This is a genomic window from Methylobacterium sp. 10, from assembly GCF_000519085.1.
Classification (GTDB): Bacteria; Pseudomonadota; Alphaproteobacteria; order Rhizobiales; family Beijerinckiaceae; genus Methylobacterium.
Genome location: NZ_KI912577.1, coordinates 4,158,156 through 4,172,464, shown reverse-complemented (window position 1 = coordinate 4,172,464; position 14,309 = coordinate 4,158,156). Strand labels below are relative to the sequence as shown.

Below are 14,309 nucleotides of genomic sequence, written 5' to 3'. Positions count from 1 at the left end.
TCGATTTGAATTTTCGTTTCATGACTGCAATCGCGTTCGCGCCTGCGGTGTCGAAGCCAACATCTGCATTCCGTCGTCACGGATATCGACCCCGCTCAAAACGTGAGCCTCGTGGTTCGAGGCCTCCCCAACGCGGAAGGGCCACAGCCCCCATCACCCCACCCGCCGCGGCATCCGGAACGGCAGCATGAACTGCACCAGCGGGTTGCGGAATCGGTCGAGCGACAGGCTTTCGTGGACCGGGCGCACGGGCTCGCCGTCGAGGGTCGAGGCCAGGAGCGAGCGGGCGTAGAACGGCGTGTCCTCGAAGGTGCGGACGACGCGGGAGGCCCCGTCGTCGCTGCGCGTGGAGCGGGGCATGCGCCAGAACCGCGTCGGCGGCAAAGCGGCGGGGAGCGGCGGGCGGATGTCGCGGCGCGTGCCGTCGGCGGCAAAGCGCAGGGAGAGGTTCTGGAGACTGCCGTCGCGGCGGCGCACGTCGTAGAGGATCGCCGATCCGTCCCTGAGATCGGCCCGGCACCAGGTCCAGTCGCTGAAGTCCCGGCCCAAAGCGGCGTCGCCGTGGTTGGTGTCGAAATAGGCGGTGCCGCGCCAGGACAGGGCAGGGGCGTCGAGGGTCACCTCCACGGGGGAGGAGGGCGCCATCGGCCACCAGCGGTGCCGGCCTGTCGCGTCGAGGGTGAAGGTGTCCCGCGTGAAGCCGTTGGGGCGCAGGCGGATCGTGCCGCGCACCCGCGAGGGGATCGGCGCCGTCACCTCGTCGAGGGTGACGGTGAGGGTGGTGCCGTCCCAGCGCAGGCCGCTCGGGCCGATCCGGATCTGCGACGCGTCCCGCCTCAGCGAATCCCGGCCGCGTTCGGTCATGCAGAAGCGGCTGGCACGCTCGCCGTAGAGCACGACGTTCATGGTGCAGTGGTTGAACGGGTCGCGGCTGAGATCCAGGGCGTAATAGGGCGAGAACACGCTGCCGATGAAGGCGATGAGGGTGAGCCCCTGGCGTCCGTCCTCGCTCAGGGCGTCGACATACCACCAGACGTAACCGTCCCGTGCCACCGGCGTGTCGAAGCGCGGCCCTTCGCGCCGAGATCGGCCAGCAGGCTGTCCGCCGCGATCCGCCCCGATTGCGCCGCCATCGGCACCCCCGGCCCCGGATGGACGCTGCCCCCCGCGAGATACAGCCCCGGCAGGGCCGTCCTCGCGCCCGGACGCTGGAACGAGGCCATCCAGCCGTGCGAGGCCCGGCCGTAGAGGGCGCCCCCCGTCGCCGGAAACAGCCGCTCGAACCCCGCCGGATCGGTGGTCACCGTCCCGGGTGTCGCCTCGATCGTCAGCCCGCATTCCGTCAGCTTGCGACGCAGGTTGGTCTCGCATGTGGCGATCTCCGTGGGGGCGAGGGGGCGGGCCCGGCCCAGAGCCGGGGCGTTGACGAGGCAGAGCAGGCGCTCCGGCGTATCGAGGGCCGAATCGTCGTCGGCGCGGTCCTGCGCGCAGACATAGATCGTGGGGTCATCCGGCAGCCGGCCGGAGCGGAGCCCGGCGAATTCGTTCGCGTAGTCCCGAGAGAAGAACACGTTGTGCCGCACCAGGGGGAAGCCCGAGGTCCGGGCCCTGGCGCAGAGCGTCACCGCCGAGAGGGAGCGCGCGCCCGGCGGCACCGCCTCCACGGCCCGCGCGGCGCGCGATCCGAACAGGCCCGCGCCCAGAGCCGCCGCATCGGCATTGGCCACCACGAGATCGGCCGCGATCCGCTCGCCGTCGGCGAGGTCGAGGCCGACGATGCCGCGCCCGTTCTCCACCGCGATGGCGGCCACCTGCGCGTGATAGCGGATGCGGGCACCACGCTCCTCCGCGAGATCGGCGATGATGGCGGCGAGGCGGCTGAGACCGCCGTCCACGTGCCAGACGCCCTGGCTCTCCACATGGGCGACCAGCATCAGCGTCGCCGGGGCCTCGAAGGGCGAGGAGCCGCAATAGGTGGCGTAGCGCCCGAACAATTGGCGCAGGCGGGGATCGCGGAAGTACTCGCCGAGCGCGCTCCAAAGGGTGGTGAAGGGCTGGATGCGCAGCAACCCGCCGAGCCCGGACAGGCCGACGCGGCGGCCGAGATCGATGGGGCTCGGCCGGTCGCCCCGGATGAACGGCCCCTCCAGCGTGCCGTAGACCTCCGCCGCGCGGGCGCGGAAGCGGCGGTAGCCGTCCTCCTCGCGGGCCCCGGCGAAGGTGCGGATCGCCGCCGCCGAGGCCTCGGGATCGGCGAACAGGTCGAGGCGCTGGTCCGCCCCCCAGGCATGGCGGGCGAGGATGGAGGCCGGGCGGAGCGCCACGCGGTCCGACAGGTCGGCGCCGCATTCCGAAAAGATCTCCTCGAAGACCCAGCGCATGGTGAAGACGGTGGGGCCGGCCTCCACCCGCGCCCCGTCCGCCGGAACGCTGCGCATCTTGCCGCCGGGCGTCGAGCCCCGCTCGAGCACGGTGACGTCGAGCCCCGCATGGGCGAGGCGCAGGGCCGCCACCAGCCCGCCGATCCCCGCCCCGATCACCGCAACCCGCTGCGCCGCCACTGTGTCACCCATTTCTGCCTTGACGAGTGTCAATATTATCTGACACTTTGCAATGGCAATATCAAAAGACACCAGGGAGTGGCGCCATGGATGCCAACCGCCGGATCGAGCAGGCTCTCGACGCTGCCGTCGCCCATGCGGAGGCGCCCGGCGCCCCGCCGCTCCTGGCCGAGGCGATCCGCTACGCGGTCTTTCCCGGCGGCCACCGCATCCGGCCCCGCCTCTGCCTCTCGGTGGCCAAGGCCTGCGGCGACGACGATCCGGCGGCCTCCGACGCGGCGGCGGCGGCGATCGAACTCCTGCACTGCGCCTCCCTGGTCCATGACGACCTGCCCTGTTTCGACGATGCGCCGATGCGGCGGCAGAAACCCTCGGTCCATGCCGCCTTCGGCCAGCCCCTGGCGGTGCTCACCGGGGACGCGCTCATCGTCTCGGCCTTCGAGACCCTGGCGCGCGGCGCGGCGCGCTCGCCGGCCCGGCTCGCCTCCCTCGTCGGCCTCGTCGCCCGCGCGGCCGGTTCGCCCAACGGCATCGCCGCCGGGCAGGCCTGGGAATCGGAGCGCCATGTAGGGCTCACCGAGTACCAGCAGGCCAAGACCGGCGCGCTGTTCGCCGCGGCCACGGTCACCGGGGCGGCGGCGGCGGGCGCCCAGGCCCTGCCGTGGCGGCTGCTGGGGGAATGCCTCGGCGAGGCCTATCAGGTCGCCGACGACCTGCGCGACGTGGCCTGCCGCCAGGAGGAGGTCGGCAAGCCGGTGGGCCGCGACGCCACGTTGGGCCGGCCCAACGCCGCCGCCCTGCTCGGCATGGCCGGCGCGCTCTCCCGCCTCAAGCGCCTCGTGCGCGAAGCCGTGGAGGTGATCCCGGCCTGCCCCGGCGCCGATGAACTCCGCGCCGAGATCGAGGCGCAGACGCGCCTGTTCCTGCCGGCGAGCCTCGCGCGGGAATTGGCGTGAGGGGAGGGCGTTGTCCTCTCCTGCCTGCAGCTACGATAGCCCCACATCTCGCGGGCCGCTCGGGTCTCCTCTCCTGGAAGGAGAGGGACAGGGTGAGGTGAGTGACCTCTCCGGAGAGGAACTACACCTCACCCCAGGCCTCTCCTTCCAGGAGAGGGAGCCCGTCGCGCCTCATGCCGAACCCTCTTCGAGAGACCGAACGGCCGTCGAGCAGAGGAGCGAATCCAGTCGCTCGCTGCGGGAAGGGAGCAGGGATGGGGAGGATGACTCCGCCCAGCCGAACCTGGCGAAGGTGGTCGTCTTGCAGCAACAAAGGGCCGCCCAACCACCCCCACCTCCAACTCCTCCCCACAAGGGGGAGGAGAGGCCCGCGCCTATCGTGAGCGGGCTGAACACTTTGCGCGGAGAAGGGACGCACGCCCTCTCCTGGCGCGAGCGCTGGCTGTCCTTCCGCAACCGCACCATCGCCAATCCGGCCTTCCAGCGCTGGGCCGCCGCGTTTCCGCTGACGCGGGGCATCGCGCGGCGGAACACCCGCGCCCTGTTCGATCTCTGCGCCGGCTTCGTCTATTCGCAGACCCTGTTCGCCTGCATCAGGCTCGACCTGTTCGTGATCCTCGCGTCCGGCCCGCTCGGGCTCGAGGCCCTGGCCGCGCGGACCTGTCTGAGGCCGGAGCGGGCGCTGCGCCTGCTGGACGCCGCCGTCTCGCTGAACCTGCTGCGGCGCCTGCCCGACGGGCGCTTTGCCCTGGCCGATCTCGGCGCGGCCCTGATCGGCAATCCCTCGATCGCCGCGATGATCGAGCACCATGCGCTCCTCTACGAGGACCTGCGCGACCCGGTGGCGCTCCTGCGCGGGGAGGGCGGCACGAGCCGCCTCGCCGCCTACTGGCCCTATGCCGGATCGGCCGGCGACACGGCGATCCCGGCCGAGGCGGTGGCGGAGTACTCGGCCCTCATGGCCGCCTCCCAATCCCTCATCGCCGAGGACATCCTCGACGCCTATCCCATGCACCGCCACCGCCTGCTCATGGATGTGGGCGGGGGCGAGGGGGCTTTTCTGCGCGCGGTCATGCGGGCGACGCCCGGCCTCGCCGTCCGGCTGTTCGACCTGCCGGCGGTGGCCGCCCGTGCCGCCGGGCGTTTCGCCGCCGAGGGCCTGTCCCACCGCGCGCAAGCCCGCGGCGGCAATTTCCGCACCGCGCCCCTGCCGAAGGGCGCCGACGTCATCTCCCTCGTCCGGGTCATTCACGACCACGACGACGACACCGTCCGCCTGCTCCTGCGCGCCGCCCACGAGGCGCTTCGCGACGGCGGCACGCTCCTGATCGCCGAGCCGATGGCGGGGACGGCGGGGGCCGAGCCGGTCACCGACGCCTATTTCGGCTTCTACCTGCTGGCGATGGGGAGCGGACGCTGCCGCAGCCCGGCCGAGCTCACCGCGCTCCTCCACGAAGCCGGCTTCGGCGATTGCCGCGAGATCCCGACCCGGCGTCCGCTGCTGACCCGGCTGCTGGTGTGCCGACGAATTGACACTCCGAAGCGTAAGTAGGGCTTGACGAATAAAAGTGTCAATCTAGGATGACACATCGAACAAGCGCCGAACCCGTCGCCATCGGGTCGGAGCAAGGGACAGGGGAGGGTCGACCAAGATGCACGCGCTCGCCGTCCTCCTCGAACGCCCCGAACACCTGTCGCTCGCCGAGCTCGCCATCGATGCTCCGGGCGCCGCCGACGCGGTGGTCGAGACCCTGTGGAGCGGCATCAGCACCGGCACCGAGCGCCTGCTCTGGTCGGGCCGGATGCCGCCCTTCCCGGGCATGGGCTATCCCCTGGTCCCCGGCTACGAATCGGTGGGAGAGGTGGTGGAAGCCGGCCCCGCCTCCGGTCTCGCCGTTGGGCAGAGGGTCTTCGTGCCCGGCGCACGCTGCTTCGGCCCGGTGCGCGGCCTGTTCGGCGGCGCGGCCTCGCGCCTGGTGAGCGAAGGCGCGCGCCTCGTTCCCATCGATGCGGCCTTGCGCGAACACGGCATCCTCATCGCCCTGGCGGCCACCGCCTATCATGCGCTCAACGCGCGTCCCGAAGGCCGCTCGCTCATCGTCGGCCACGGGGTGCTCGGGCGGCTTCTCGCCCGCCTGACACGGATCGCCGGCGGCGAGCCGGTGGTGTGGGAGACGAACGCGGTCCGGGCCACGGGCGCGCATGGCTACGAGGTCCTGCATCCCGATGCGGACGAGACCCGCGATTACGGCTCCATCACCGATGTCAGCGGCGACGCCGCGATCCTCGACACGCTGATCGGGCGGCTCAGGCCCGGCGGCGAGATCGTGCTCGCCGGTTTCTACGAGGCGCCGCTCTCCTTCGCCTTCCCGCCGGCCTTCCTGCGCGAGGCCCGCATCCGCGTCGCCGCCCAGTGGCGGCCGGAGGATCTCGCTGCGGTCCTGACCCTGATCGAGGGGGGGCGTCTCTCCCTCGACGGCCTGATCACCCATCGTGAACCGGCGGCGCACGCGCCGTCCGCCTATCGCACGGCGTTCGGCGAGCCCGAATGCCTGAAGATGATCCTCGATTGGAGAGCCGCGTCATGAACATGCAGCTGAACGGAGCCGCACTCCTGCGCGCCGAAGCCGCCATCGAACCGGATCCGGCCCCCGTCTCCGCCACCAAGGAGACGCAGATCATCGCGATCTACGGCAAGGGCGGCATCGGCAAGTCGTTCACCCTGGCCAATCTCAGCTACATGATGGCCCAGCAGGGCAAGAAGGTCCTGCTCATCGGCTGCGACCCGAAGAGCGACACGACGTCCCTGCTCTTCGGCGGCCGCGCCTGCCCGACCATCATCGAAACCTCCACGAAGAAGAAACTCGCCGGCGAGCAGGTCGCCATCGGCGATGTCTGCTTCAAGCGCGACGGCGTCTACGCCATGGAGCTCGGCGGGCCGGAAGTCGGGCGCGGCTGCGGCGGGCGCGGCATCATCCACGGTTTCGAACTTCTCGAAAAACTCGGTTTCCACGAATGGGGCTTCGACTACGTCCTGCTCGACTTCCTCGGCGATGTGGTCTGCGGCGGCTTCGGTCTGCCGATCGCCCGCGACATGTGCCAGAAGGTCATCGTCGTCGGCTCGAACGATCTTCAATCGTTGTATGTGGCCAACAACGTCTGCTCGGCGGTGGAATACTTCCGCAAGCTCGGCGGCAATGTCGGTGTCGGCGGCCTCGTCATCAACAAGGATGACGGCACCGGCGAGGCCCAGGCCTTCGCCGCCGCCGTGGGCATCCCGGTCCTGGCCTCGATCCCGGCCGACGACGACATCCGCAAGAAGAGCGCGAATTACGAGATCATCGGCCGGCCCGAGAGCCAATGGGGCTCGCTCTTCGCGGATCTGGCCCAGAACGTCCACGACGCGGCGGCCAACCACCCCACGCCGCTCTCCCAGGACGGGCTGCTCGGCCTGTTCAAGGGCGAGGCCGTCGGCCGGGGCGTCACCCTGGTCCCCGCCACCTTCGAGGATATGTGCGGCACGGTCCAGGTCGTGAAGCCGTCCCTCGAAGTCGTCTACGACGAGGTCTGACGCGCATGGCCGTCTCCCTCGACATCGCCGATCTGCGCGCTCGTCAAGAGCGCCCCGCCTCGACCCTGGCTCCCGCCGCCTTGCCCGCGGAGGCGATGAACCTCGCCGCCACAAAGTCCGACGGGCTCGGCTGCCATTCCGGCAAGGACGCGATGCGGGCGGCCGCCGAAGCCGCCGGGATGTCGGAGACGCTGGAGCAGCTCAAAAAAGACTATCCCCAAGGGCCGCACGACCAGCCCCAGAGCATGTGCCCGGCCTTCGGCAGCTTGCGCGTCGGCCTGCGCATGCGCCGCACGGCGACGATCCTGTCGGGCTCCGCCTGCTGCGTCTACGGACTCACCTTCACCTCGCATTTCTACGGGGCCAAGCGCAGCGTCGGCTACGTCCCGTTCAATTCCGAGACCCTGGTTACCGGCAAGCTGTTCGAGGATATCCGCGAGGCGGTATTCGACGTGGCCAAGCCCGCCGATTACGACGCGGTCGTCGTCATCAACCTCTGCGTCCCCACCGCCTCCGGCGTGCCCCTGCGGCTCTTGCCCAAGGAGATCGACGGGGTCCGCATCATCGGCATCGACGTGCCCGGCTTCGGCGTGCCGACCCATGCGGAAGCCAAGGACGTGCTCGCCGGGGCGATGCTGAAATTCGCCCGTTCGGAAGCCGAGCAGGGTCCGGTCCAGGCGCCGCGCCTCGGCCGCTCCGAGCGCCCCAGCGTCACGCTGCTCGGCGAGATGTTCCCGGCCGACCCGGTGGTGATCGGCGGCCTGCTGGAGCCCCTGGGCCTCAGCGCCGGCCCCGTGGTGCCGACCCGCGAATGGCGCGAGCTCTACGCGGCCCTCGACTGCGCGGCGGTGGCGGCGATCCACCCGTTCTACACCGCCTCGATCCGCGAGTTCGAACTCGCCGGCCGCCCCATCGTCGGCTCCGCCCCCGTGGGCCATGACGGCACCGCCGACTGGCTCGACCGGATCGGCGAGGCCTGCGCCGTGCCCCGCGCCACGGTGGAGGCCGCCAAGAACCGGCTCCTCCCGATGATCCGGGGGGCGCTGGCCGCCACACCGATCAAGGGCCGGATCACGCTCTCGGGCTACGAGGGTTCGGAACTGCTGGTGGGCCGGCTCCTCGTCGAGAGCGGCGCGGACCTCGCCTATGTTGGCACCGCCTGCCCGCGCACGCCCTATTCGGAAGCCGACCGCGACTGGCTCGAGTCACGCGGCGTCATGGTCCGCTTCCGCGCCTCGCTGGAGGACGACCTCTCCGCCATGCGCGAGTTCCGCCCTGACCTCGCCATCGGCACCACGCCGGTGGTGCAGGCGGCAAAGGAGCGGGCGATCCCCGCCCTCTACTTCACCAACCTGATCTCGGCCCGCCCGCTCATGGGCGTCGCCGGAGCCGGGTCGCTCGCCAAGGTCATCAACACCGCCCTCGGCAACCGGCACCGGTTCGACGCCATGCGGGACTTCTTCGACGGGGTCGGCGAGGGCCATGCCGCCGGCATCTGGGAAGAGGTGCCGACAATCCGCCAGAACGTCGCCTCGGCGACGCGCGGAAAACCTTCCCACAACCCGATCGGGGAGATGGCCTGATGCTCGTCCTCGATCACGACCGGGCCGGCGGCTACTGGGGCGCCGTCTACGTCTTCACCGCCATCAAGGGATTGCAGGTCGTCATCGACGGACCCGTGGGCTGCGAGAACCTGCCGGTCACCTCGGTGCTCCACTACACCGACGCCCTGCCGCCGCATGAATTGCCCATCGTGGTCACGGGCCTTGCCGAGGAGGAACTCGGCCGCCACGGCACCGAGGCCGCGATGAAGCGGGCCCATGCCACCCTCGATCCGGGGATGCCGAGCGTGGTCGTCACCGGCTCCATCGCCGAGATGATCGGCGGCGGCGTGACGCCCGAGGGCACCAACCTCCAGCGCTTCCTGCCGCGCACCATCGACGAGGACCAGTGGCAGACCGCCGACCGGGCGATGTCCTGGCTCTGGCAGGAATACGGCGCCCGCAAGTTCGCCAAGAAGGGCATCCCGGCAAGGCCTCCCCGCAAGGAGGGCGAGCGCCCCCGCGTCAACATCATCGGCCCGGCCTACGGCACCTTCAACATGCCCTCCGATCTGGCCGAGATCCGCCGCCTCGTGGAGGGGATCGGCGCCGAGGTGAACCTCGCCTTTCCGCTCGGCTCGCATCTCGCCGACGTGCCGAAACTCGTGAACGCGGACGCCAACATCTGCCTCTACCGCGAGTTCGGCCGCCTCCTCTGCGAAGCCCTCGAGCGGCCCTACCTGCAGGCGCCGATCGGCCTGCACGCCACCACCAAGTTCCTGCGCAAGCTCGGTGAGATCCTCGGCCTCGATCCGGAGCCCTTCATCGAGCGCGAGCGCCACACCACGATCAAGCCGGTCTGGGACCTGTGGCGCTCGGTGACCCAGGACTTCTTCGGCACCGCGAGTTTCGGCATCGTCGCCTCGGACACTTATGCGCGGGGCGTCCGCCGCTTTCTCGAAGACGAGATGGGCCTGCCCTGCACCTTCGCGATCTCGCGTCGGCCCGGCGCCAAGACCGACAACGCGGCGGTCCGTGAAGCGATCAAGGCCAATCCGCCCCTCGTCCTGTTCGGCTCGTTCAACGAGCGCATGTACGCGGCCGAATGCGGATCGCGGGCGGTGTTCGTGCCGGCTTCCTTTCCGGGCGCCATCATCCGGCGCCATACCGGCACGCCCTTCATGGGCTTCTCGGGCGCGACCTACCTCATCCAGGAGGTCTGCAACGCCCTGTTCGACATGCTCTTCCACATCCTGCCGCTGGCCCGCGACATGGACCGGGTCGAGGCGACGCCGGCGCGGATCCATCGCGAACTGCCCTGGGACGAGGCCGCCCGCACCCTCCTCGACGACCTCGTCGAGGCCCATCCGGTGCTGGTGCGGATCTCGGTGGCCAAGCGCCTGCGCGACGCGGCCGAACGGGCGACCCGGAATGCCGGACAGGAGCGGGTCGGCCCGGCCGAGGTCGAGCGCGCCCATGCGGACCTGACCCTCGGAGCGGCGGCATGAGCGCCTCCGCCCCGCACCCTCTTTCCGGCTGGAGCGGCGCGGCGCCGTTTCCGTCGAGAACCGGCCTCCCCGCGAGGCCGACCGCCGCGGATTGCGGACAGGAGATTTCCGCCATGCAGTCGATGACCATGCCCTCCCGCCAGGCTCTGTCGCGTCCCGCCCCGTCGCGCCTGCAGCGGCACGAGCTGCAGTTCCGCCTCCTCCTGGTGGCGACCTACCCCTTCTTCCTCGCGGCGGCCGCACTCCAGCGCCTCGTCCCGGCACGGGCTCCGGTGGGCCACGGACTCATCGCCCGGCGCTCGGTCTTCGGCGAGGCCAAGGCCATGGCCGTGTCGGCGATCCCCTTCGTCTTCATGGGCTGACGCTTTCCGGAGCCGGATCGCCCCGGGCCGATGCCCGCCCGATCCGGAACCCGAACGACCTCCCGTCCGACGAGGGGGGAACGACCGTCGCGAGCGCCGTTGCCGGCCCCCGCGACCTCACCCGCCGCGCGTGGACCACGCACGGCCAGACGAAAGCGGAGGCTCACACCATGTCCAGCGGAATCGAGAAAGCCAGCAGCCTGTCCGGGCTGACGGAACCGGAAGCCAAGGAGTTCCACGCGATCTTCCTGACGAGCTTCATCATCTTCACGGCCATCGCCGTGGTCGCGCATATCCTCGTCTGGATGTGGCGCCCGTGGCTGCCCGGCCCCAAGGGCTACGCCGCCCTCGACACCGTCACGAGCGCCGCGCACGGCCTCGTCTCGATGATCTCCTGAGGAGGAACGCACCCATGCACAAGGTCTGGCTTCTCTTCGATCCGCGCCGCACGCTGGTGGCGCTCTTCACCTTCCTGTTCATCCTGGCGCTGCTGATCCACTTCATCTTGCTCAGCACCGACCGGTTCAACTGGCTGGAAGGCCCCAAGGCCCCGCGCGCCGCCAATGCGCAGACGCTGGTCCTGCCGACGATGCCCGCCTGACCGGCGGGATGCGGACCATCCTCCTCCCCCTCCGGGTCTCGGGCTCGCCCGAGACCCGCATCTCCGGTGCCCCTATCGGGCAAGCCCGAGATGGGTGCGGGGAGGAGTTGGAGGTGGGGGTGGCTGGGCGACCCTCGGCTTGCGGAGGCCAGCGGCGCCACCCCCACTCCTCACCTCTCCCCGCAAGGGGGAGGGGACGACGCGCAGCCTGACGGATGCGCGAATCCATCAAGAATCGTGACCTGTGAAGCCGGGAGGTATTCGCGATGGCGATGCTGAGTTTCGAACGAAAATACCGCGTCCGCGGCGGCACGCTGCTTGGCGGAGACCTGTTCGATTTCTGGGTCGGGCCGTTCTATGTCGGGTTCTTCGGCGTCACGACGCTGTTCTTCTCGGTGCTCGGCACCGCGCTGATCATCTACGGCGCGGCGCTCGGGCCGACCTGGAACATCTGGCAGATCAACATCGCGCCGCCCGATCTCAAATACGGGCTGGCGCTCGCCCCCCTCAAGGAGGGCGGCCTCTGGCAGATCATCACCTTCTGCGCGGTCGGGTCGTTCGTCTCCTGGGCCCTGCGCGAGGTCGAGATCTGCCGCAAGCTCGGCATCGGCTACCACGTGCCCTTCGCCTTCTCGGTGGCGATCTTCGCCTATGTGTCGCTGGTGGTGATCCGGCCGTTCCTGATGGGCGCCTGGGGCCACGGCTTCCCCTACGGCATCCTCAGCCATCTCGATTGGGTCTCGAACACCGGCTACCAGTACCTGCACTTCCACTACAATCCGGCGCACATGCTGGCGGTGTCGTTCTTCTTCACGACGACCTTCGCCCTGTCCCTGCACGGCGCACTGATCCTCTCGGCCACCAATCCCGGCAAGGGCCAGGTGGTGAAGACCCCCGAGCACGAGGACACCTTCTTCCGCGACACGATCGGCTACTCGATCGGCACGCTCGGCATCCACCGGCTCGGCCTGTTCCTCGCCCTCTCGGCGGGCTTCTGGAGCGCCGTCTGCATCATCATCAGCGGCCCGTTCTGGACCCGTGGCTGGCCGGAATGGTGGGGCTGGTGGCTCAATCTCCCGGTCTGGCGCTAGAGGGGGGCACGACCATGGCCTACTATCAGAACATCTTCACCGAGGTCCAAGTCCGCTCCACCATTCCGGAACTCGGCGTTCCCGTCGATGTCGACCGGCGCTGGGGCACGCCGTTCCACAGCTACCTGTTCGGCCTGTTCGGCAACGCCCAGGTCGGCCCGATCTACATCGGCTATCTCGGCGCCCTCTCGGGCGTGTGCTTCCTCATCGCCTTCGAGATCGTCGGCCTCAACATGTGGGCGAGCGTGAACTGGGACCCGGTCCAGTTCGTGCGCCAATTGCCCTGGCTCGCCCTTGAGCCGCCGCGACCGCAATACGGGCTCAAGATCCTGCCGCCGCTGCAGGAAGGCGGATGGTGGCTGATCGCCGGCTTCTTCCTCACCGCCTCGATCCTGCTGTGGTGGGTCCGGCTCTATCGCCGCGCCCGGGCGCTCGGCCTCGGCACCCATGTGCCCTGGGCCTTCGCCTCCGCCATCTGGCTGTTCCTGGTCCTCGGCTTCATCCGGCCGGTCCTGATGGGGTCGTGGAGCGAGGCGGTGCCCTTCGGCATCTTCCCGCATCTCGACTGGACCGCCGCCTTCTCGCTGCGCTACGGCAACCTCTTCTACAACCCGTTCCACATGCTCTCGATCGTCTTCCTCTACGGGTCGACGCTCCTCTTCGCGATGCATGGCGCCACGATCCTGGCGGTGAGCCGCTTCGGCGGCGAGCGCGAGATCGACCAGATCGTCGATCGCGGCACCGCCACCGAGCGCGCCGCCCTGTTCTGGCGCTGGACCATGGGCTTCAACGCCACGATGGAATCGGTCCACCGCTGGGCCTGGTGGTTCGCGGTGCTGACCACCCTCACCGGCGGCATCGGCATCCTGCTCACCGGCACGGTGGTCGACAACTGGTACCTCTGGGCGGTCAAGCATGGCGTCGCCCCGTCCTATCCGCAGGTCTATGCGCCGGTCGTCGATCCCTTGAGCATGCCGGGGGCGGTCCCATGAAGACGTTCGTCACAGTTCTCGGCGCCTCGATCGCCTTCTTCCTCACCATCGCGATGTTCGGTACGTCCGGCTGGGACCGGCCGCCGCTCCAGACCACCCAGAACGGCTTTCGCGGAACGGGGATGGACCAGATCCATACTCGCGACGGGGTGGCCGAGACGAAGGCGGCCAACGTCGCCCCGGCGCCGGCCGACCCGGCCGAGCCCGGCGAGGAGCTCGCCGGCGCCACCTACGAGAACGTCCAGGTCCTCAAGAACGTCAGCGTCAACGAGTTCAACCGCCTGATGGTCTCGATGACCGAATGGGTCAGCCCGGAACAGGGTTGCACCTATTGCCACAACACCGAGAACATGGCCGACGACAGCCTCTACCAGAAGAAAGTCGCCCGCCGGATGCTGCAGATGACCCAGCACATCAACGAGAGCTGGAAGGACAACCATGTGGGGGGCACGGGCGTCACCTGCTTCACCTGCCACCGCGGCCAGCCGGTGCCGGCCCATGTCTGGTTCACCGATCCCGGCCCGAACCGGCCCGGCGGCTTCACCGCCCGCAACAACGGGCAGAACCTGGCCAAAGCCTCGGTGGGGCTCGCCTCGCTGCCCTACGACACCCTGACCGAATACCTCGCCGATAAAAACATCGACAACAACGCCATCCGGGTGAACGCCACCACGGCGCTCCCCACCACCAAGGGCAAGCCGATCCAGGATGCCGAGAAGACCTACGGCCTGATGATCCACATGTCGGAGGGTCTCGGGGTCAATTGCACCTTCTGCCACAACACGAGGGCGATCTCGAACTGGTCGCAGAGCACGCCCCAGCGCACCACCGCCTGGCACGGCATCCGCATGGTGCGGGACATCAACGGCAACTTCCTCGAGCCGCTGACCTCGACCTTCCCCACCGCCCGCCTCGGCGTGCTCGGCGACGTGCCCAAGGTGAACTGCACCACCTGCCACAACGGACAGAGCAAGCCCCTCAACGGCGCATCGATGATCGAGGCCTATCCGGAATTGGCCAAATCCACCGAGACGGCGAGCGCGGCGGACCCCGTGCCAGCGGAGCCGGCGCCAGCCGCCCCTGCGCCGCCCCCCGCACCACAATAGGGTTTCGGAGATAGACAAAG

The 14,309-nt window shown here is 69.6% G+C and carries 14 protein-coding genes; 12 read left to right on the top strand and 2 right to left on the bottom strand.

Annotation, left to right across the window (positions count from 1 at the left end; translation table 11 throughout):
* Positions 1–153: 153 nt before the first annotated feature.
* The gene (locus tag K368_RS0119640) at positions 154–1,053 is read right to left on the bottom strand and encodes a hydroxyneurosporene synthase (protein WP_027173822.1); all 900 of its coding nucleotides are present in this window, start codon (positions 1,051–1,053) and stop codon (positions 154–156) included.
* On the bottom strand, positions 1,011–2,573 hold the full coding sequence (gene crtD / locus K368_RS25150) for a 1-hydroxycarotenoid 3,4-desaturase CrtD (RefSeq protein ID WP_245259624.1): 1,563 nt from the start codon (positions 2,571–2,573) through the stop codon (positions 1,011–1,013). Before crtD ends, K368_RS0119640 begins: the two co-directional genes overlap by 43 nt.
* A gap of 74 nt (positions 2,574–2,647) precedes the next feature.
* On the opposite strand from crtD, the gene K368_RS25145 reads away from it, so the two are divergent.
* From K368_RS25145 to pufC, 12 genes are all read left to right on the top strand, one after another.
* Positions 2,648–3,517 carry a polyprenyl synthetase family protein gene (locus tag K368_RS25145; RefSeq protein ID WP_036266526.1) on the top strand — a complete coding sequence of 290 codons (870 nt, stop codon included), beginning with the start codon at positions 2,648–2,650 and terminating at the stop codon, positions 3,515–3,517.
* Positions 3,518–3,896: 379 nt separating this feature from the next.
* Positions 3,897–5,069, top strand: coding sequence for an acetylserotonin O-methyltransferase (locus K368_RS0119620; RefSeq protein ID WP_245259623.1), 1,173 nt, complete (start codon positions 3,897–3,899; stop codon positions 5,067–5,069).
* A gap of 100 nt (positions 5,070–5,169) precedes the next feature.
* A complete protein-coding gene (gene bchC, locus K368_RS0119615; RefSeq protein ID WP_027173819.1) occupies positions 5,170–6,105 on the top strand; it encodes a chlorophyll synthesis pathway protein BchC in 936 nt (311 codons plus the stop codon).
* Positions 6,102–7,088: a chlorophyllide a reductase iron protein subunit X gene (locus K368_RS0119610; RefSeq protein ID WP_027173818.1), complete on the top strand. Its 987-nt coding sequence runs from the start codon at positions 6,102–6,104 to the stop codon at positions 7,086–7,088. The genes bchC and K368_RS0119610 overlap by 4 nt, the downstream gene beginning before the upstream one ends.
* 5 nt (positions 7,089–7,093) lie before the next feature.
* The gene (bchY, locus tag K368_RS0119605; RefSeq protein WP_027173817.1) at positions 7,094–8,671 is read left to right on the top strand and encodes a chlorophyllide a reductase subunit Y; all 1,578 of its coding nucleotides are present in this window, start codon (positions 7,094–7,096) and stop codon (positions 8,669–8,671) included.
* Positions 8,671–10,137: a chlorophyllide a reductase subunit Z gene (gene bchZ / locus K368_RS0119600; RefSeq protein WP_027173816.1), complete on the top strand. Its 1,467-nt coding sequence runs from the start codon at positions 8,671–8,673 to the stop codon at positions 10,135–10,137. Before bchY ends, bchZ begins: the two co-directional genes overlap by 1 nt.
* Positions 10,138–10,250: 113 nt before the next feature.
* Positions 10,251–10,499 (top strand): hypothetical protein, encoded by a 249-nt coding sequence (locus tag K368_RS0119595; protein WP_081739626.1) that lies wholly within the window; start codon positions 10,251–10,253, stop codon positions 10,497–10,499.
* Positions 10,500–10,669: 170 nt separating this feature from the next.
* Positions 10,670–10,897 carry a light-harvesting antenna LH1, beta subunit gene (pufB, locus tag K368_RS0119590; protein WP_018043292.1) on the top strand — a complete coding sequence of 76 codons (228 nt, stop codon included), beginning with the start codon at positions 10,670–10,672 and terminating at the stop codon, positions 10,895–10,897.
* A gap of 14 nt (positions 10,898–10,911) precedes the next feature.
* Positions 10,912–11,100 (top strand): light-harvesting antenna LH1, alpha subunit, encoded by a 189-nt coding sequence (pufA, locus tag K368_RS0119585; RefSeq protein WP_018043293.1) that lies wholly within the window; start codon positions 10,912–10,914, stop codon positions 11,098–11,100.
* A gap of 266 nt (positions 11,101–11,366) precedes the next feature.
* Positions 11,367–12,191: a photosynthetic reaction center subunit L gene (gene pufL, locus K368_RS0119580; protein WP_027173814.1), complete on the top strand. Its 825-nt coding sequence runs from the start codon at positions 11,367–11,369 to the stop codon at positions 12,189–12,191.
* Positions 12,192–12,205: 14 nt separating this feature from the next.
* Positions 12,206–13,183, top strand: a complete 978-nt coding sequence (gene pufM / locus K368_RS0119575) for a photosynthetic reaction center subunit M (protein ID WP_027173813.1) — start codon at positions 12,206–12,208, stop codon at positions 13,181–13,183.
* The gene (gene pufC, locus K368_RS0119570; RefSeq protein WP_027173812.1) at positions 13,180–14,289 is read left to right on the top strand and encodes a photosynthetic reaction center cytochrome PufC; all 1,110 of its coding nucleotides are present in this window, start codon (positions 13,180–13,182) and stop codon (positions 14,287–14,289) included. The genes pufM and pufC overlap by 4 nt, the downstream gene beginning before the upstream one ends.
* Positions 14,290–14,309: the final 20 nt, after the last annotated feature.

Coding starts and splice junctions, on each gene's coding strand:
- pufA (WP_018043293.1), top strand. CDS start 10,912: ATGCACAAGGTCTGGCTTCTCTTCGATCCGCGCCGCACGCTGGTGGCG.
- K368_RS0119610 (WP_027173818.1), top strand. CDS start 6,102: ATGAACATGCAGCTGAACGGAGCCGCACTCCTGCGCGCCGAAGCCGCC.
- pufL (WP_027173814.1), top strand. CDS start 11,367: ATGGCGATGCTGAGTTTCGAACGAAAATACCGCGTCCGCGGCGGCACG.
- pufM (WP_027173813.1), top strand. CDS start 12,206: ATGGCCTACTATCAGAACATCTTCACCGAGGTCCAAGTCCGCTCCACC.
- pufB (WP_018043292.1), top strand. CDS start 10,670: ATGTCCAGCGGAATCGAGAAAGCCAGCAGCCTGTCCGGGCTGACGGAA.
- bchY (WP_027173817.1), top strand. CDS start 7,094: ATGGCCGTCTCCCTCGACATCGCCGATCTGCGCGCTCGTCAAGAGCGC.
- bchZ (WP_027173816.1), top strand. CDS start 8,671: ATGCTCGTCCTCGATCACGACCGGGCCGGCGGCTACTGGGGCGCCGTC.
- K368_RS25145 (WP_036266526.1), top strand. CDS start 2,648: ATGGATGCCAACCGCCGGATCGAGCAGGCTCTCGACGCTGCCGTCGCC.
- pufC (WP_027173812.1), top strand. CDS start 13,180: ATGAAGACGTTCGTCACAGTTCTCGGCGCCTCGATCGCCTTCTTCCTC.
- bchC (WP_027173819.1), top strand. CDS start 5,170: ATGCACGCGCTCGCCGTCCTCCTCGAACGCCCCGAACACCTGTCGCTC.
- K368_RS0119595 (WP_081739626.1), top strand. CDS start 10,251: ATGCAGTCGATGACCATGCCCTCCCGCCAGGCTCTGTCGCGTCCCGCC.
- crtD (WP_245259624.1), bottom strand. CDS start 2,573: ATGGGTGACACAGTGGCGGCGCAGCGGGTTGCGGTGATCGGGGCGGGG.